Consider the following 16,308-nt stretch of genomic DNA (forward strand, 5'->3'; position numbering starts at 1 on the left):
GGGCAGATTAGTGCGAAACGGCGCCGGAAGCCCCCAGGCCGGTCTGCGAGCGCACGAATTGCGGGAAGAACTTGGCACGTTCCTCATCCGCAGCCTTGGACTTGTCGGTAATCGAGAAGAACCAGATACCGACGAAGGCGATGATCATCGAGAACAGCGCCGGGTACTCGTACGGGTAGATGGCTTTTTCATGGCCGAGGATCTGCACCCAGATGGTCGGGCCGAGGATCATCAGCGTCACTGCGCTCACCAGGCCCAGCCAGCCGCCGATCATGGCGCCGCGGGTGGTCAGCTTCTTCCAGTACATCGAGAGCAGCAGTACCGGGAAGTTGCAGCTGGCGGCGATGGAGAACGCCAGGCCGACCATGAAGGCGATGTTCTGCTTCTCGAACAGGATGCCCAGGCAGATCGCCAGCACGCCGAGGGCGATGGTGGTGATCTTCGACACGCGGATCTCGTCCTTGTCGTTGGCCTTGCCCTTGCGCCAGACGCTGGCATACAGGTCGTGGGAAACCGCCGAGGCACCGGCCAGGGTCAGGCCGGCGACCACCGCCAGGATGGTGGCGAAGGCCACGGCCGAGATAAAGCCGAGGAACACGCTGCCACCCACGGCATCGGCCAGGTGCACCGCCGCCATGTTGTTGCCACCGATCAGGGCGCCAGCGGCGTCCTTGAAGTCCGGGTTGGTGCTGACCAGCAGGATCGCGCCAAAGCCGATGATGAAGGTCAGGATGTAGAAGTAGCCGATGAAGCCGGTGGCGTACAGCACGCTCTTGCGCGCTTCCTTGGCGTCACTGACGGTGAAGAAGCGCATCAGGATGTGCGGCAGGCCAGCGGTACCGAACATCAGCGCCAGGCCCAGGGAGAATGCCGAGATCGGGTCCTTGACCAAACCGCCCGGGCTCATGATCGCTTCGCCCTTGGCGTGCACCTTGATCGCCTCGGAGAACAGGGTGTTGAAGTCGAAGCCCACGTGCTTCATCACCATCAGTGCCATGAAGCTGGCGCCGGACAGCAGCAGCACTGCCTTGATGATCTGTACCCAGGTAGTGGCCAGCATGCCGCCGAACAGCACGTACAGGCACATCAGGATACCCACCAGGATCACCGCGACGTGGTAGTCGAGGCCGAACAGCAGCTCGATCAGCTTGCCCGCGCCGACCATCTGCGCGATCAGGTAGAAGGCCACCACCACCAGCGAACCGGAGGCCGACAGGGTGCGGATTTCCTTCTGCCCGAGGCGGTACGAGGCGACGTCGGCGAAGGTGTACTTGCCGAGGTTGCGCAGGCGTTCGGCAATCAGGAAGAGGATGATCGGCCAGCCAACCAGGAACCCGATCGAGTAGATCAGGCCATCGTAGCCAGAGGTGAACACCAGCGCGGAAATACCCAGGAACGAGGCTGCCGACATGTAGTCACCGGCAATCGCCAGGCCGTTCTGGAAGCCGGTGATCTTGCCACCGGCAGCGTAGTAGTCAGCCGCCGACTTGTTGCGCTTGGAGGCCCAGTAGGTGATCCCGAGGGTGAAGGCGACGAAGGCCACGAACATGGCGATCGCCGGCACGTTCAGCGGTTGTTTCTGCACCTCGCCGGTCAGGGCATCGGCGGCCCACACGGCGGGTGCAAAGGCTCCGCAGGCCAGTACGGCCAGGGCTTTGGCGTGGCGAATCATTGTTGCGCCTCCTTCAGGATGACCTTGTTCAGCTCATCGAACTCACCGTTGGCGCGGCGCACGTAGATGGCGGTCAGGACGAATGCCGAAACGATCAGGCCGACGCCCAGGGGAATACCCCAGGTAATCGACGAATCAGGGCTGAGCTTGGTGCCCAGAAGCTGAGGACCGTAGGCGATCAGGAGGATGAAGGCGCAGTAGAGGCCGAGCATGATCGCCGAGAGAATCCAGGCGAACCGTTCACGTTTGCTGACCAGCTCCTTGAAGCGCGGGCTGTTTTGTATCGAGAGGTAAATGCTGTCGTTCATTGTTTTTGTCCTAGCAGCACAGGTAGGGGATGGAACCCACACCCTTACTTTATGCAGCTGTTGGACGCCAACCAGACGACCTTAGTCTTAGATGCAACGGTGTTTTACCGATTGCGTAACAAAGTGACGGCCCTTTCGCGGATAAATACGCTCCCTGCAGGAGCGGATTTATCCGCGATGAATCAAAACTGGCCCAAAAGGGTTGTTACTTGCCAGTCCACTCCTTCACGCGGTCCGGGTGCTTGGCCACCCAGTCCTTGGCCGCCGCTTCAGGCTTGGCACCTTCCTGGATCGCCAGCATCACCTCGCCGATCTCGTCCTTGGACTGCCACTGGAATTTCTTCAAAAACTCCGCCACTTCCGGCGCCTTGGTCGCCAGTTCCTTGCTGCCGATGCTGTTCACGGTCTCGGCCGCGCCATACACGCCTTTCGGGTCTTCGAGGAACTTCAGCTTCCACTTGGCGAACATCCAGTGCGGCACCCAGCCGGTCACTGCAATCGACTGCTGCTTGGCATATGCGCGGCCCAGCTCGGCGGTCATCGCCGCACCGGAACTGGCCTGCAGCTTGTAGCCGGTCAGATCGTAGTCCTTGATGGCCTGGTCGGTCTTGAGCATCACCCCGGAGCCGGCATCGATACCGACGATCTTCTGCTTGAAGCTGGTGTCGGTCTTGAGGTCGGCAATGCTCACCGCCTTGACGTACTCGGGGACGATCAGGCCGATCTTGGCATCCTTGAAGTTCGGGCCGTAGTCGACCACGTTGTCCTTGTTCTTGGTCCAGTATTCACCGTGGGTCACTGGCAGCCAGGCCGAGAGCATGGCGTCGAGCTTGCCGGTGGCCACACCCTGCCACATGATGCCGGTGGCCACAGCCTGCAGCTTCACGTCGTAACCCAGTTTCTGCTTGATCACTTCTGCAGCGACGTTGGTGGTCGCCACACTGTCGGCCCAACCGTCCACATAACCAATGCTCACTTCTTTGGCCATGGCCTGTGCAGCGCTCATGGCCAATACCAGGGCGGTGCCCACACCCAGGAAACGGCGCATTCTTGTAAAAGTAGCCATCAAAGCATCCCCTCGTCAGGTCTTGGAGATTGCATCATCTTCCTGCAACAAAGGTCGACCTGCTCCCACTGCGACCTGTACCGCACCATTGGCGACAGCACTGTGCCATTAGCGGCATTGGCCTACGCCGACCTGCGCGATCCTTGCATGCCAAAGGTTTGGCGCCGGGCTACTATCTAACGTTTTGCGCCTGACGATGGACCGCCCAATGCCTGATGCTTCCCGCCTGCTGCCGTTGTACCTGCTCGCCTGCCTGCTCGCCCTGCTCGGGCTGGGGACGCTCTGGTACGGGCTGGGCAAGCCGGTCTTGCTGCCTGACGCCGCCAGCCCCACGCACAAACTGCAATGTGCGTCGTACACACCGTTCGACAAGGACCAGTCGCCCTTCGACCAGCCTTTCCGCCTGCGCCCGGCGCGCATGGACGCCGACCTGGCGTTGCTGGCCGAGCGATTCCAGTGCATCCGCACCTATTCGATGACCGGCCTTGAGGCAATCCCGGCGCTGGCGCGCAAGCATGGGCTGAAGGTGATGCTCGGCGCCTGGGTCAACGCCAACCCGGTCGACACAAGCAAGGAAGTGGACGCGCTGATCGCCGCCGCCAATGCCAACCCGGACGTGGTCAGCGCAGTGATCGTCGGCAACGAGGCGCTGTTGCGCAAAGAGGTGACCGGCGAGCAGCTGGCTGCGCTGATCAACAAGGTGAAAAGCCAGGTCAAGGTGCCGGTGACCTATGCCGATGTCTGGGAGTTCTGGTTGCAGCACCCGCAAGTGGCGCCCGCCGTGGACTTCCTGACCATCCACCTGCTGCCCTACTGGGAAGACGACCCGCGCGGCATCGACGATGCCCTGGCCCATGTCGCCGAGGTGCGCCAGGTGTTCGGCAACCGTTTCGCGCCCAAGGACATCTTCATCGGTGAAACCGGCTGGCCCAGCGAAGGCCGCCAGCGCGAGACCGCCGTGCCCAGCCGGGCCAACGAGGCGCGTTTCATTCGTGGTTTCGTCAGCATGGCCGAGGCCAACGGCTGGCACTACAACCTGATCGAGGCATTCGACCAGCCGTGGAAACGTGCCAGTGAAGGCGCGGTGGGCGGTTACTGGGGGCTGTACGATGCCGATCGGCAGGACAAGGGCGTGCTCGAAGGGCCGGTCAGCAACCTGCACTACTGGCCGCAATGGTTGCTGGCGAGCGTGCTGTTGATGGCGGTCACGCTGCTGATGGCCGGGCGCCCCGCTACACCGCTGGCGGCCTTGCTGCTGCCGCTGCTGGCAGCGTTTGGCGCGGGCTGCCTGGGGTTGTGGGGCGAGTTGATGCGCACCCATGCCCGGTTTGCCGGGGAATGGGTGTGGGCGGTGGTGCTGGCCGGGTTGAACCTGCTGGTGCTGATGCACGCGGCCCTTGCCCTGGTAAGCCGCGACGGCTGGCGTCGGCGGCTGTTCGGGTATTTGCAGGCCCGGGCGGGTTGGCTGTTGCTCGCGGCGGGTTTTGCAGCGGCGGTGAGCATGCTGGCGATGGTGTTCGACCCGCGCTACCGCAGCTTCCCGAGCGTGGCACTGGCATTGCCGGCGGTGGTGTACCTGCTGAGGCCGGTGGCGGCGCGGCGAGCGGAGGTAGCGTTGCTGGCCTTTATCGTCGGCGCCGGGGTGCTGCCGCAGCTGTATCGGGAAGGGTTGGAAAACCAACAGGCCTGGGGGTGGGCGGTGGTCAGTGTGTTGATGACTGCAGCTTTGTGGCGAAGCTTGCGGTTACGCCTGGCTTGATAACCTGGGGCCGCTTCGCGCCCCATCGCCGGCAAGCGCGGCTCCCACAGGGGCCTGCGTACGCCGATCAAGGTGGGAGCCGCGCTTGCCGGCGATGGGCTGCAAAGCAGCCCCTGTCAGCCCCGGTGCGGTTGCCGAACCAGCCGCAACCCGGCCAGCACCACTACGAACACCGCAATGCTGGCGGTATACAGCACCAGGGCGGGAATGCCGAACACCAGCGCCAACACCGCCAGCCACCAGCCGGCGCGCCCCGCAACCAGCTGCGCGAGCAAAGCCAACCCCAACCCGGCCCAGGCCATCACCTGAAAATGGATGCCCAGGCCCAGCAGCGAACGCACCTGGCACTGCCAGTGGTCGGCCGGCACCGTGCACAGCCCGACCCACTGTCCATCCTCCATCAACCCATAGCGCACGCCATAACTGGCGGCGAGCCAGATGGCCAGAAACATCAGCAACAGAGCGGCCGGCAGCGAGCGAGACATCCCATTCTCCAATAGCGGTAATCGAAACCATCCATGATCGCCCAAGCCCAGTTGTAAGGCAAAATCACAACCCTGCAGCTATGTTGCAGATAACAAGCACACCAAAGGCCTCCGCACTCGGCAACTTTGCCCTGGCAAGCGTGGTCCTAGCCTGCGTACTGCACGACCTTGATCCTTCTGGGGGAATACATGCTTCGATCTTGGCGCCTCGCCGCCCTTCTTGGCGGCCTGCTCATGGCTGCGGCCGCTTCGGCGCGGGATATCGACGCCGCCAGCTACGGCTACCCCTTGACCAACCCGTTCGAGGCGACCATCGCCACCACGCCGCCGGAGCAGCGCCCGACCCTGCCCAGTGACGAGGACATCGACCAGTCCGACTACAGCCTGAACCTGCGCCCGGAGCGCGAGTTCAGCCTGCCCGACAACTTCTGGGCAGTGAAGAAGCTCAAGTACCGCCTGGCACGCCAGGACCATGAGGCACCGCTGATTTTCCTCATCGCCGGTACCGGTGCGCCCTACTACAGCAGCATCAACGAATACCTCAAGAAGCTGTTCTACCAGGCCGGTTTCCACGTAGTGCAGCTGTCGTCACCGACCAGCTACGACTTCATGAGCGCCGCCTCACGCTTCGCCACCCCCGGCGTCAGCCAGGAAGATGCCGAAGACATGTACCGGGTGATGCAAGCCGTGCGAGCCCAGCACCCGCGCCTGCCGGTCAGCGAGTATTACCTCACCGGCTACAGCCTGGGCGCGCTGGACGCTGCCTTCGTCAGCCACCTCGACGAAACCCGTCGCAGTTTCAACTTCAAGCGCGTGCTGCTGCTCAACCCGCCGGTCAACCTGTACACCTCGATCAACAACCTCGACAAACTGGTGCAGACCCAGGTCAAGGGCATCGACCGCAGTACCACCTTCTATGAGCTGATGCTGGAGAAGCTCACCCGCTACTTCCAGGACAAGGGCTACATCGACCTCAACGACGCCCTGCTGTATGACTTCCAGCAGTCGAAACAGCACCTGTCCAACGAACAGATGGCCATGCTGATCGGCACCTCGTTCCGCTTCTCGGCAGCCGACATCGCCTTTACTTCCGACCTGATCAACCGCCGCGGCCTGATCATTCCGCCGAAATTCCCGATCACCGAGGGCAGCAGCCTGACGCCGTTCTTCAAGCGGGCCCTGCAGTGCGACTTCGACTGCTACATGACCGAGCAGGTGATCCCGATGTGGCGCGCCCGCACCGATGGCAACAGCATCCTGCAGCTGGTCAACCAGGTCAGCCTGTATGCGCTGGAAGACTACCTGCACAACAGCGACAAGATCGCCGTGATGCACAATGCCGACGACGTCATCCTCGGCCCCGGCGATATCGGCTTCCTGCGCAAGGTGTTCGGCGATCGCCTGACCCTTTACCCCCATGGCGGCCATTGCGGCAACCTCAATTACCGCGTCAACAGCGACGCCATGCTGGAGTTCTTCCGTGGCTAAACCATTCCTTCTCGCCACCGCACTGCTAGTCGTCGCCGGCAATGCCCTGGCCGCGGAAACCGCGCCACGGGCCAGCGTGATCGAAGCCGACCCGCAAGTGACCCATGCGCCGCTGACGCCCGAGGCCGACGGCTTCATCGACCCGCTGCGCGAACTGAAATTCAACCCGGGGCTCGACCAGCGCGAATTTGAACGTTCGACCCTGGAAGCGCTGAACGTGTACGACCCGCTGGAATCGATGAACCGGCGCATCTACCACTTCAACTACCGGCTGGACCAATGGGTGCTGCTGCCGCTGGTCAGCGGATACCAGTACGTTACGCCCAGCTTCGTGCGCACCGGGGTGAGCAACTTCTTCAACAACCTGGGTGACGTGCCAAACCTGTTCAACAGCGTGCTGCAGCTCAAGGCCAAGCGCTCGGCGGAGATCACCGCGCGGCTGATGTTCAACACCATCATCGGTGTGGGCGGCTTGTGGGACCCGGCCACCCGCATGGGCCTGCCGCGCCAGAGCGAGGACTTTGGCCAGACCCTGGGCTTTTATGGCGTACCGGAAGGGCCGTACCTGATGCTGCCGGTGCTCGGCCCGTCGAACCTGCGCGACACCACCGGGCTGGTGGTGGACTATGCCGGCGAGCAGGCGGTCAATTACCTGAACGTGGCCGAGGCCAGCGAAAATCACCCGGAGATCTTCGCCTTGCGCGTGGTGGACAAGCGCTACACCACCAAATTCCGCTATGGCCAGCTCAACTCGCCGTTCGAGTACGAGAAGGTGCGGTATGTGTATACCCAGGCGCGCAAGCTGCAGATTGCCGAGTAAGCAGGCCTGGCCTCAAATTCCCAGGAACTGACACAGCTCGCGCTTCTTGGCCAGGGCATCACGCCGCCCTAGCTCGATCAGCTCGCTGCAATAGCTGGCCTCGAACAAGAGATAGCTCAATACCCCTGCACCGCTGGTCCGGGTCGCGCCCGGACCGCGCAGGAACAGGCGCAGCGCCGCTGGCAACTCGCGCCGGTGCCGCGCGGCGATCTCGTCCAGCGGTTGGCTGGGCGCTACCACCAACACCTCGATCGGCGCCAGCCCCAGGCGCCGTGCATCCAGGTGCGCCGGCAGCAGCCGGCTGAGGTGGTTGAGCCGCTGCAGCAGTTCGATATCGTCCTCAAGGCTGTCGATGAAAGTGCTGTTAAGCAGGTGCCCACCGATCTGCGCCAGGCTCGGCTGCTGGCCGCTGAATACACGCTGGGGCGGCAACGGCGCCGCCGGGCGCTGCGGGTTGCCGCTGACCCCGACCACCAGCACCCGGCTGGCACCCAGGTGCAGGGCCGGGCTGATTGGTGCCGACTGGCGCACAGCACCGTCGCCGTAATACTCGTCGCCCAGGCGCACCGGGGCGAACAACAGCGGAATCGCCGCGCTGGCCAGCAGGTGGTCGATGGTCAACGGCGTGGGCACGCCGATGCGGCGGTGGCGCAGCCAGGCGTCGATGGTGCCGCGCCCCTGGTAGAAGGTCACCGCCTGGCCACTTTCATAGCCGAATGCGGTCACGGCGACAGCCCTTAGCTGCTCGGCGGCGATGGAATGACCGATGCCATCCAGGTCCAGGTGCGACTCCAGCAGGCCGCGCAGGGGGCTGCTGTCGAGCAAGGCCACCGGCGCCTGGCCGCCCAGGCCAAGCAGGCTGTGGCCGACGAAGCGGCTGGCCTGGCGCACCACGCCGGGCCAGTCGCTGCGGATCACCAGGCGGCTGCGGAAGTTCTGCCAGAACGTGGTGAGGCGCTGCACGGCGTCGTTGAAGCGGGTGGCGCCGCTGGCCAGGGTGACGGCGTTGATGGCGCCGGCCGAGGTGCCGACGATCACCGGGAACGGGTTATGTGCGCCGGGCGGCAGCAGCTCGGCGATGCCGGCGAGGACGCCGACCTGATAGGCGGCACGGGCGCCGCCGCCAGAGAGGATCAGACCAGTTACCGGGGGTGGCGCCATGGATTCCTTCCTGGATCAGCGTTTTTTCTTGTCGTACAGCCGCGGCGCGCCCTCGGGCCGCGACTTGAAGCGCCGGTGCGCCCACAGGTACTGCTCCGGGCACTCGCGCAGCACGCCTTCGACCCACTGGTTGATGCGCAGGCAATCGGCTTCTTCGCTCTCACCGGGGAAGGCCTCCAGCGGCGGGTGGATCACCAGACGATAGCCGCTGCCGTCCTCCAGGCGCTTCTGGGTGAACGGAATCACCTGCGCCTTGCCCAGGCGGGCGAACTTGCTGGTCGCGGTGACCGTGGCAGCCGGAATACCGAACAACGGCACAAAGATGCTCTGCTTGGCGCCGTAGTCCTGGTCCGGTGCGTACCAGATCGCCCGGCCCGAGCGCAGCAGCTTGAGCATGCCACGCACGTCATCCCGCTCCACGGCCAGCGAATCGAGGTTGTGCCGCTCACGGCCACTGCGCTGGATGAAGTCGAACAGCGGGTTGCCGTGCTCGCGGTACATGCCGTCGATGGTGTGGGCCTGGCCGAGCAGCGCGGCGCCGATTTCCAGGGTGGTGAAGTGCACCGCCATCAGGATGGCGCCCTGCCCGGCCTGCTGCGCAGCCTGCAGGTGCTCCAGGCCTTCGATGTGGGCCAGGCGCGCCAGGCGGGCCCTGGGCCACCACCAGCTCATGGCCATCTCGAAGAAGGCGATACCGGTGGAGGCGAAGTTGGCCTTGAGCAAACGCCGCCGTTCGTCGTCGGACAGCTCAGGGAAACACAATTCAAGGTTGCGGGCGGCAATGCGCCGGCGCTCGCCGGCCACGCGGTACATCAGCGCGCCCAGGGCACCGCCGAGCCACAGCAGGGCACGGTAGGGCAACTGCACCACCAGCCACAGCAGGCCCAGGCCCAGCCACAGGCCCCAGAATCGCGGGTGGAGGAAATAGGGTCGAAAACGCGGGCGTTCCATTGAAGCTTCCGGCAAGACAAAGGCCGAGCATTCTACATCGGATCGGCACCGGTTGCGGCCAACCGGTCTTATCGTTATAAGTCAGGGCACTTTTTTCGCAACAAGCCGTCTATGCAGACCATGAGCCCAAACCACACACCCGACACCGCCTCCGTGTTCCAGCTCAAGGGCAGCATGCTCGCCATCACTGTGCTGGAACTGGGGCGTAACGACCTGGAAGCCCTCGACCGCCAACTGGCGGCGAAAGTGGCCCAGGCCCCGAATTTTTTCAGCAACACGCCGCTGGTGCTGGCGTTGGACAAGCTGCCGGCCGACGAAGGGGCGATCGACCTGCCCGGGCTGATGCGTATTTGCCGCCATCATGGCCTGCGTACCCTGGCGATCCGCGCCAACCGTATCGAGGACATCGCTGCGGCGATCGCCATCGACCTGCCGGTGCTGCCGCCGTCCGGCGCCCGCGAGCGGCCGCTGGAGCCTGAACCCGAGGTAAAGAAGGCCGAGCCTGCTCCGGCCCCGGCCCCGGCTCCCGAGCCAGCCCTTGTGCAAGAGGTGCGGCCGACCCGGATCATTACCGCGCCTGTGCGTGGCGGCCAACAGATCTACGCCCAGGGGGGCGACCTGATCGTCACCGCCTCGGTCAGCCCGGGTGCGGAACTTCTCGCCGATGGCAACATCCATGTGTACGGCGCCATGCGCGGCCGCGCCCTGGCCGGGATCAAAGGCAATACCAAGGCACGTATCTTCTGCCAGCAGATGACCGCCGAAATGGTCTCGATCGCCGGCCAGTACAAGGTGTGCGAAGACCTGCGCCGCGACCCGCTGTGGGGTGCCGGTGTGCAAGTCAGCCTGTCCGGTGACGTGTTGAACATCACCCGTCTTTAACGGATACTTGCCGTCATTTTTAGAGCAACTTTTTTATCTGTTGCCATTATTTGCATTTTGCTGGGACACATGTCCCGACTTATTTAGGGGTGAAACACCTTGGCCAAGATTCTCGTCGTTACTTCCGGCAAGGGGGGTGTGGGCAAGACCACCACCAGCGCCGCCATCGGCACCGGCCTCGCACTGCGCGGCCACAAGACTGTCATCGTCGACTTCGACGTGGGCCTGCGTAACCTCGACCTGATCATGGGCTGCGAGCGCCGCGTGGTGTACGACTTCGTCAACGTGGTCAACGGCGAAGCCAACCTGCAGCAGGCCCTGATCAAGGACAAGCGCCTCGAGAACCTGTTCGTGCTGGCCGCCAGCCAGACCCGCGACAAGGACGCGCTGACCCAGGAAGGCGTGGAAAAGGTGCTGATGGAGCTGAAAGAACAGTTCGAGTACGTCATCTGCGACTCCCCGGCCGGTATCGAGAAAGGCGCACACCTGGCAATGTACTTCGCTGACGAAGCGATTGTCGTGACCAACCCTGAAGTGTCCTCGGTACGTGACTCGGACCGCATGCTGGGCATCCTGTCGAGCAAGTCGCGCCGCTCCGAGAACGGCGAAGAGCCGATCAAGGAACACCTGCTGATCACCCGTTACCACCCCGAGCGCGTCGAAAAGGGCGAAATGCTCAGCATCGCCGACGTCGAAGAGATCCTGGCGATCAAGCTCAAGGGTGTGATCCCCGAGTCGCAGGCCGTGCTCAAGGCCTCCAACCAGGGCATCCCGGTGATCCTCGACGACCAGAGCGATGCCGGCCAGGCGTACAGCGACACTGTCGACCGCCTCCTGGGCAAAGAGAAACCCCTGCGTTTCATCGAAGTGCCGAAGCAAGGATTCTTCGCGCGCCTGTTTGGAGGCAAGTAAACCATGAACCTTTTTGACTTCTTTCGTGGCAGACAGAAACAGACCAGCGCGTCGGTAGCGAAAGAGCGTCTACAGATCATCGTGGCGCATGAGCGCGGCCAGCGCAGCGAACCGGACTACCTGCCGGCGCTGCAAAAAGAACTGCTGGAAGTGATCCGCAAGTATGTGAATATCGGCAACGATGATGTGCACATCGAGCTGGAAAACCAGGGCAGCTGCTCGATTCTGGAGCTGAACATCACCTTGCCTGATCGCTGATTCAGTCGCTTCAGGCACAGGCAAAAACCACTGGGGCTGCATTGCAGCCCCAGTGGTTTTTGTCATTTCCATAGAGAACCCGCAATGCCGCTGTCGAACATCCAGATCCTCCATGAAGACGCCGCCATCCTGGTGATCAACAAACCGACCCTGCTGCTGTCGGTGCCTGGCCGTGCCGAGGACAACAAGGACTGCCTGATCACCCGCCTGCAGGAAAACGGCTACCCGGACGCGCTGATCGTGCACCGTCTGGACTGGGAAACTTCCGGCATCATCCTGCTGGCCCGCGATGCCGACAGCCACCGCGAGCTGTCGCGCCAGTTTCATGACCGCGAAACCGAAAAGGCCTACACCGCGTTGTGCTGGGGCCAGCCGGCGCTGGACAGCGGCAGCATCGACCTGCCCCTGCGCTACGACCCGCCGACCAAGCCACGCCACGTGGTGGACCATGAACAGGGCAAGCATGCGCTGACCTTCTGGCGCATCGTCGAGCGTTGCGGGGATCACTGCCGGGTCGAGCTGACGCCGATCACCGGGCGTTCGCACCAGCTGCGCGTGCACATGCTGTCGATCGGCCATCCGCTGCTGGGCGACCGCCTGTATGCCAACCCAGAGGCGCTGGCGGCGCATGAGCGGCTGTGCCTGCATGCCTCGATGTTGAGCTTCACCCACCCGGTCAGCGGTGCGCGATTGAAGTTCGAGTGCCCTGCCCCCTTCTGAAGGTATCTGCGCTAAACTCGCGCCACTGCTGTCTGGAGTGAGTTATGCGCGAAGCACTGAATACCGGCCTGATTGAATTCCTCAAGGCCTCCCCGACGCCCTTCCATGCCACCGCCAGCCTGGCCCAGCGCCTGGAAGCGGCCGGCTACCAGCGCCTGGACGAGCGTGACAGCTGGGCCACGGTGCCCGGTGGCCGCTACTACGTTACCCGCAACGACTCCTCGATCATCGCGATCAAGCTGGGCAAGCAGTCGCCGCTGCACAGCGGCATCCGCATGGTCGGCGCGCACACCGACAGCCCTTGCCTGCGGGTCAAGCCGCAGCCTGAGCTGCAGCGCCAGGGCTTCCTGCAACTGGGCGTGGAAGTGTACGGCGGCGCGCTGCTGGCGCCGTGGTTCGACCGCGACCTGTCGCTGGCCGGGCGCGTCACCTTCCGCCGTGACGGCAAGGTAGAAAGCCAGCTGATCGACTTCAAGCTGCCGATCGCGATCATCCCCAACCTGGCGATCCACCTGAACCGCACTGCCAACGAAGGCTGGCAGATCAACCCGCAGAACGAACTGCCGCCGGTTCTGGCCCAGGTGGCCGGTGACGAGCGCATCGACTTCCGCGCCGTGCTCACCGAGCAGCTGGCCCGCGAGCACGAGCTCAACGCCGACGTGGTGCTGGATTACGAGCTGAGCTTCTACGACACCCAGGACGCCGCGCTGATCGGCCTGAACGGCGACTTCATCGCTGGCGCCCGCCTGGACAACCTGCTGTCGTGCTATGCCGGCCTGCAGGCGCTGCTGAGCGCCGACAGCGACGAAACCTGCGTGCTGGTGTGCAACGACCATGAAGAAGTCGGCAGCTGCTCGGCCTGCGGCGCCGATGGCCCGATGCTCGAACAGACCCTGCAGCGCCTGCTGCCAGACGGCGACGCTTACGTGCGCACCCTCCAGCGCTCGCTGATGGTTTCGGCCGACAACGCCCACGGCGTGCACCCCAACTATGCCGACAAGCACGACGGCAACCACGGGCCCAAGCTAAACGCCGGGCCGGTGATCAAGGTCAACAACAACCAGCGCTACGCCACCAACAGCGAAACCGCCGGGTTCTTCCGCCACCTGTGCATGGCAGAGGAAGTGCCGGTGCAGAGCTTCGTGGTGCGCAGCGACATGGGCTGCGGGTCGACCATCGGGCCGATTACCGCCAGCCATCTTGGGGTGCGCACGGTGGATATCGGTTTGCCGACCTTTGCCATGCATTCGATCCGCGAGCTGTGCGGCAGCCATGACCTGGCGCACCTGGTGAAGGTACTGAGCGCCTTCTACCGTAGCCGCGAACTGCCTTGAGGTGCTGGGGGCTGCTGTGCAGCCCCAGAACGCCTCAGGCCAAATCCTGCGCAAGGTCAATCCGCCTTCTGCCCAACCCGCTATGCTTGTTGTATGGCCCCCAAAGCAGAAGGACCACTGCCCATGTCCCCCTTTCTCTCGCTGTTCGTGCCGGTGTTCCTGTTCCTGATGCTGCTGACCATCGGTTTCAGTATGCGCGAGCGCAATATCGGCGTGCTGATGATGTGGATCGGCACACTGGGCATCTTTGGCCTCACCTGCTGGACGATCCTGGAGAAACTGCCGACATAAACCTCTACACTCGGGCAACCGTTTGACCTGAGGTAGATTTCCCGGTGCCAGCCTTCCTGCGTTGCCTAGCCCTGCTGTTGTTCATCTTCATGTCCCCGGTCCAGGCGGCGGGCTTGCCCAGCCTGCTGGGCTCCAGCGCCCCCGCCCAGCCCGAAGCCACCGAGCCACTGGGAAAATCGCTGGACGAGGTGATCAAGAACCTCGAAAACGACCAGCAACGCGCCAAGCTACTGGCCGACCTGAAGAAGCTGCGCGACGCCACCAAGCAATCGCAACCCACCGTCGAGCAGGGGGTCCTGGGCCTGATCGGCGGCGCCCTGAGCGACTTCGAAAAGCAGTTCAGCGGTGACTCCAGCCCGTTCTACCGCTGGTCGCAGGAAATCGAACAGGCCCAGGCCGAACTGACCGAGCTGATCGTGCCGGTGCATCAATGGCCGGCCATCCTGTTCGGCTTTGCTGCAGTCATCGCCGTGTGGAGCCTGCTGGCCTATGCCTTCAACTGGGTCGGCCACCGCGTGCGGGTGCGTTTCGGCCTGACCGAGGAACTGCCGCAACACCCCCGTACCTGGGACCTGGTGCGCTTCGCCCTGCGCAAGCTGGGCCCGTGGCTGGTGGCACTGATCTTTACCGTGTACCTGAGCTTCGCCCTGCCGCCGTCACTGGGCAAGTCGCTGGCGATGGTGCTGGCCTATGCGCTGGTGGTCGGCACCTGTTTCTCGGCCATCTGCGTGATTGCCTTCTCGCTGCTCGACGGCCCTCATCGCCACCGCGCCCTGCACATCCTGCGCCACCAGGCCTTCCGCCCGCTGTGGCTGATCGGCAGCTTCGCCGCCTTTGGCGAGGCCATGAGCGACCCGCGCATGCTGGTCGCCCTGGGTACCCACCTGGCGCACGCCCTGGCGACCCTGGCCAATGTCATCGCGGCGCTGTCGTCCGGCCTGTTCATCCTGCGCTTCCGCCGGCCGATCGCCCACCTGATCCGCAACCAGCCTCTGGCCCGGCGCCTGACCCGGCGCACCCTGAGCGACACCATCGAGATCCTCGGCAGCTTCTGGTTCGTGCCCGCGCTGATCCTGGTGGCCGTCTCGCTGTTCGCCACCTTCATTTCCGCCGGTGACACCAGCACCGCGCTGCGCCAGTCGTTGATGTGCACCGTGCTGGTAGTAGTGTGCATGGTGCTCAACGGCCTGGTGCGCCGCCACGCCGCCAACCCCAAACGCGCCAGCAAGCGCCAGGTGGTGTACGCCGAGCGCCTGCGCAACTTCGGCTACCTGCTGGTGCACCTGTTCATCTGGCTGGTGTTCATCGAACTGGGGCTGCGCGTGTGGGGCCTGTCGATGATCGGCTTCGCCGAAGGCGATGGCCATGAGGTGAGCGTGCGCCTGCTGGGCCTGGCCGGCACGCTGATCGTCGCCTGGCTGGTGTGGATCCTCGCCGACACCGCCGTGCACCATGCCCTGGTGCGCTCGCGTCGGGGCATGGCCAACGCCCGTGCGCAGACCATGATGCCGCTGATCCGCAACGTGATGTTCGTGGTGATCTTCATCATTGCGGTGATCGTCGCCCTGGCCAACATGGGCATGAACGTCACGCCGCTGCTGGCCGGTGCCGGTGTGATCGGCCTGGCCATCGGTTTTGGCGCCCAGTCGCTGGTGGCCGACCTGATCACCGGCCTGTTCATCATCATCGAAGACTCACTGGCGATCGACGACTACGTCGATGTCGGCGGCCATCTGGGCACGGTCGAGGGCCTGACCATCCGCACCGTGCGCCTGCGTGACATCGACGGCATCGTGCATACCATCCCGTTCAGCGAGATCAAGAGCATCAAGAACTACTCCCGTGAGTTCGGCTACGCGATCTTCCGTGTGGCCATCCCGCACAGCATGAACATCGACCAGGCGATCACACTGATCCGTGAAGTGGGGCAGAAACTGCGCAACGACCCGCTGATGCGCCGCAATATCTGGTCGCCGCTGGAATTGCAGGGGGTGGAGAGTTTCGAGTCAGGCTCGGCGATCCTGCGGGCGCGGTTCAAGACCGCGCCGATCAAGCAGTGGGAAGTGTCGCGGGCGTTCAACCTGGCGCTGAAGCGCCAGCTCGATGAAGCCGGGCTGGACCTGGCCACGCCGCGCCTGTCGGTACAGGTAGTGACTGCCGGTGGCGGTGGCGTGACAGGGGCCGGCGCCTCCAGCTAACGC

At 63.9% G+C, this 16,308-nt stretch carries 16 protein-coding genes; 10 read left to right on the top strand and 6 right to left on the bottom strand.

The window, feature by feature from the left end; genetic code table 11:
* Positions 1 to 7 precede the first annotated feature (7 nt).
* From F6X59_RS02265 to F6X59_RS02275, 3 genes are all read right to left on the bottom strand, one after another.
* Positions 8 to 1,672: a cation acetate symporter gene (locus tag F6X59_RS02265; RefSeq protein WP_152954208.1), complete on the bottom strand. Its 1,665-nt coding sequence runs from the start codon at positions 1,670 to 1,672 to the stop codon at positions 8 to 10.
* Positions 1,669 to 1,980 (bottom strand): DUF485 domain-containing protein, encoded by a 312-nt coding sequence (locus F6X59_RS02270; RefSeq protein ID WP_152954209.1) that lies wholly within the window; start codon positions 1,978 to 1,980, stop codon positions 1,669 to 1,671. The genes F6X59_RS02265 and F6X59_RS02270 overlap by 4 nt, the downstream gene beginning before the upstream one ends.
* A gap of 205 nt (positions 1,981 to 2,185) precedes the next feature.
* The gene (locus F6X59_RS02275; RefSeq protein ID WP_152954210.1) at positions 2,186 to 3,046 is read right to left on the bottom strand and encodes a glycine betaine ABC transporter substrate-binding protein; all 861 of its coding nucleotides are present in this window, start codon (positions 3,044 to 3,046) and stop codon (positions 2,186 to 2,188) included.
* A gap of 196 nt (positions 3,047 to 3,242) precedes the next feature.
* Here F6X59_RS02275 and F6X59_RS02280 point away from each other — a divergent pair, with 196 nt between their 5' ends.
* Positions 3,243 to 4,805, top strand: a complete 1,563-nt coding sequence (locus F6X59_RS02280) for a beta (1-6) glucans synthase (protein ID WP_152954211.1) — start codon at positions 3,243 to 3,245, stop codon at positions 4,803 to 4,805.
* A 116-nt stretch (positions 4,806 to 4,921) separates the two neighbouring features.
* Here the strand turns inward: F6X59_RS02280 and F6X59_RS02285 are convergent, their stop codons facing one another.
* The gene (locus tag F6X59_RS02285) at positions 4,922 to 5,290 is read right to left on the bottom strand and encodes a hypothetical protein (RefSeq protein WP_152954212.1); all 369 of its coding nucleotides are present in this window, start codon (positions 5,288 to 5,290) and stop codon (positions 4,922 to 4,924) included.
* Positions 5,291 to 5,479: 189 nt separating this feature from the next.
* On the opposite strand from F6X59_RS02285, the gene F6X59_RS02290 reads away from it, so the two are divergent.
* Together F6X59_RS02290 and F6X59_RS02295 are read left to right on the top strand one after the other, a co-directional pair.
* Entirely contained in the window at positions 5,480 to 6,778 is a 1,299-nt protein-coding gene (locus tag F6X59_RS02290; RefSeq protein WP_152954213.1) for a serine/threonine protein kinase, read from the top strand.
* 76 nt (positions 6,779 to 6,854) lie between these two features.
* Positions 6,855 to 7,598, top strand: coding sequence for a VacJ family lipoprotein (locus tag F6X59_RS02295; RefSeq protein ID WP_372240283.1), 744 nt, complete (start codon positions 6,855 to 6,857; stop codon positions 7,596 to 7,598).
* Between the two features lie 12 nt (positions 7,599 to 7,610).
* Here the strand turns inward: F6X59_RS02295 and F6X59_RS02300 are convergent, their stop codons facing one another.
* On the bottom strand, positions 7,611 to 8,759 hold the full coding sequence (locus F6X59_RS02300; RefSeq protein WP_152954214.1) for a patatin-like phospholipase family protein: 1,149 nt from the start codon (positions 8,757 to 8,759) through the stop codon (positions 7,611 to 7,613).
* A 15-nt stretch (positions 8,760 to 8,774) separates the two neighbouring features.
* Complete coding sequence (locus F6X59_RS02305) at positions 8,775 to 9,710, bottom strand: lipid A biosynthesis lauroyl acyltransferase (RefSeq protein ID WP_152954215.1); 936 nt, start codon at positions 9,708 to 9,710, stop codon at positions 8,775 to 8,777.
* A 111-nt stretch (positions 9,711 to 9,821) separates the two neighbouring features.
* Here F6X59_RS02305 and minC point away from each other — a divergent pair, with 111 nt between their 5' ends.
* From minC to F6X59_RS02335, 7 genes are all read left to right on the top strand, one after another.
* Entirely contained in the window at positions 9,822 to 10,592 is a 771-nt protein-coding gene (gene minC, locus F6X59_RS02310; RefSeq protein WP_152954216.1) for a septum site-determining protein MinC, read from the top strand.
* A gap of 99 nt (positions 10,593 to 10,691) precedes the next feature.
* Positions 10,692 to 11,504 carry a septum site-determining protein MinD gene (gene minD / locus F6X59_RS02315; RefSeq protein ID WP_152954217.1) on the top strand — a complete coding sequence of 271 codons (813 nt, stop codon included), beginning with the start codon at positions 10,692 to 10,694 and terminating at the stop codon, positions 11,502 to 11,504.
* Between the two features lie 3 nt (positions 11,505 to 11,507).
* Positions 11,508 to 11,762: a cell division topological specificity factor MinE gene (minE, locus tag F6X59_RS02320; RefSeq protein ID WP_003252572.1), complete on the top strand. Its 255-nt coding sequence runs from the start codon at positions 11,508 to 11,510 to the stop codon at positions 11,760 to 11,762.
* 84 nt (positions 11,763 to 11,846) lie between these two features.
* Complete coding sequence (locus tag F6X59_RS02325; protein ID WP_152954218.1) at positions 11,847 to 12,482, top strand: RluA family pseudouridine synthase; 636 nt, start codon at positions 11,847 to 11,849, stop codon at positions 12,480 to 12,482.
* 44 nt (positions 12,483 to 12,526) lie between these two features.
* Positions 12,527 to 13,816 carry a M18 family aminopeptidase gene (locus F6X59_RS02330; protein ID WP_152954219.1) on the top strand — a complete coding sequence of 430 codons (1,290 nt, stop codon included), beginning with the start codon at positions 12,527 to 12,529 and terminating at the stop codon, positions 13,814 to 13,816.
* Positions 13,817 to 13,939: 123 nt separating this feature from the next.
* Positions 13,940 to 14,107 carry a hypothetical protein gene (locus F6X59_RS28325; RefSeq protein WP_165837385.1) on the top strand — a complete coding sequence of 56 codons (168 nt, stop codon included), beginning with the start codon at positions 13,940 to 13,942 and terminating at the stop codon, positions 14,105 to 14,107.
* 44 nt (positions 14,108 to 14,151) lie between these two features.
* Positions 14,152 to 16,305 carry a mechanosensitive ion channel family protein gene (locus F6X59_RS02335; protein WP_372240280.1) on the top strand — a complete coding sequence of 718 codons (2,154 nt, stop codon included), beginning with the start codon at positions 14,152 to 14,154 and terminating at the stop codon, positions 16,303 to 16,305.
* Positions 16,306 to 16,308: the final 3 nt, after the last annotated feature.

It is taken from the genome of Pseudomonas sp. MN1F (assembly GCF_009391885.1).
In the GTDB taxonomy this organism is placed as follows: domain Bacteria; phylum Pseudomonadota; class Gammaproteobacteria; order Pseudomonadales; family Pseudomonadaceae; genus Aquipseudomonas.

What these genes read in the sequence shown, in the direction of transcription:
- F6X59_RS02265 (WP_152954208.1), bottom strand. Translation starts at nt 1,672, where the DNA reads ATGATTCGCCACGCCAAAGCCCTGGCCGTACTGGCCTGCGGAGCCTTT.
- F6X59_RS02270 (WP_152954209.1), bottom strand. Translation starts at nt 1,980, where the DNA reads ATGAACGACAGCATTTACCTCTCGATACAAAACAGCCCGCGCTTCAAG.
- F6X59_RS02275 (WP_152954210.1), bottom strand. Translation starts at nt 3,046, where the DNA reads ATGGCTACTTTTACAAGAATGCGCCGTTTCCTGGGTGTGGGCACCGCC.
- F6X59_RS02280 (WP_152954211.1), top strand. Translation starts at nt 3,243, where the DNA reads ATGGACCGCCCAATGCCTGATGCTTCCCGCCTGCTGCCGTTGTACCTG.
- F6X59_RS02285 (WP_152954212.1), bottom strand. Translation starts at nt 5,290, where the DNA reads ATGTCTCGCTCGCTGCCGGCCGCTCTGTTGCTGATGTTTCTGGCCATC.
- F6X59_RS02290 (WP_152954213.1), top strand. Translation starts at nt 5,480, where the DNA reads ATGCTTCGATCTTGGCGCCTCGCCGCCCTTCTTGGCGGCCTGCTCATG.
- F6X59_RS02300 (WP_152954214.1), bottom strand. Translation starts at nt 8,759, where the DNA reads ATGGCGCCACCCCCGGTAACTGGTCTGATCCTCTCTGGCGGCGGCGCC.
- F6X59_RS02305 (WP_152954215.1), bottom strand. Translation starts at nt 9,710, where the DNA reads ATGGAACGCCCGCGTTTTCGACCCTATTTCCTCCACCCGCGATTCTGG.
- minC (WP_152954216.1), top strand. Translation starts at nt 9,822, where the DNA reads ATGCAGACCATGAGCCCAAACCACACACCCGACACCGCCTCCGTGTTC.
- minE (WP_003252572.1), top strand. Translation starts at nt 11,508, where the DNA reads ATGAACCTTTTTGACTTCTTTCGTGGCAGACAGAAACAGACCAGCGCG.
- F6X59_RS02325 (WP_152954218.1), top strand. Translation starts at nt 11,847, where the DNA reads ATGCCGCTGTCGAACATCCAGATCCTCCATGAAGACGCCGCCATCCTG.
- F6X59_RS02330 (WP_152954219.1), top strand. Translation starts at nt 12,527, where the DNA reads ATGCGCGAAGCACTGAATACCGGCCTGATTGAATTCCTCAAGGCCTCC.
- F6X59_RS28325 (WP_165837385.1), top strand. Translation starts at nt 13,940, where the DNA reads ATGTCCCCCTTTCTCTCGCTGTTCGTGCCGGTGTTCCTGTTCCTGATG.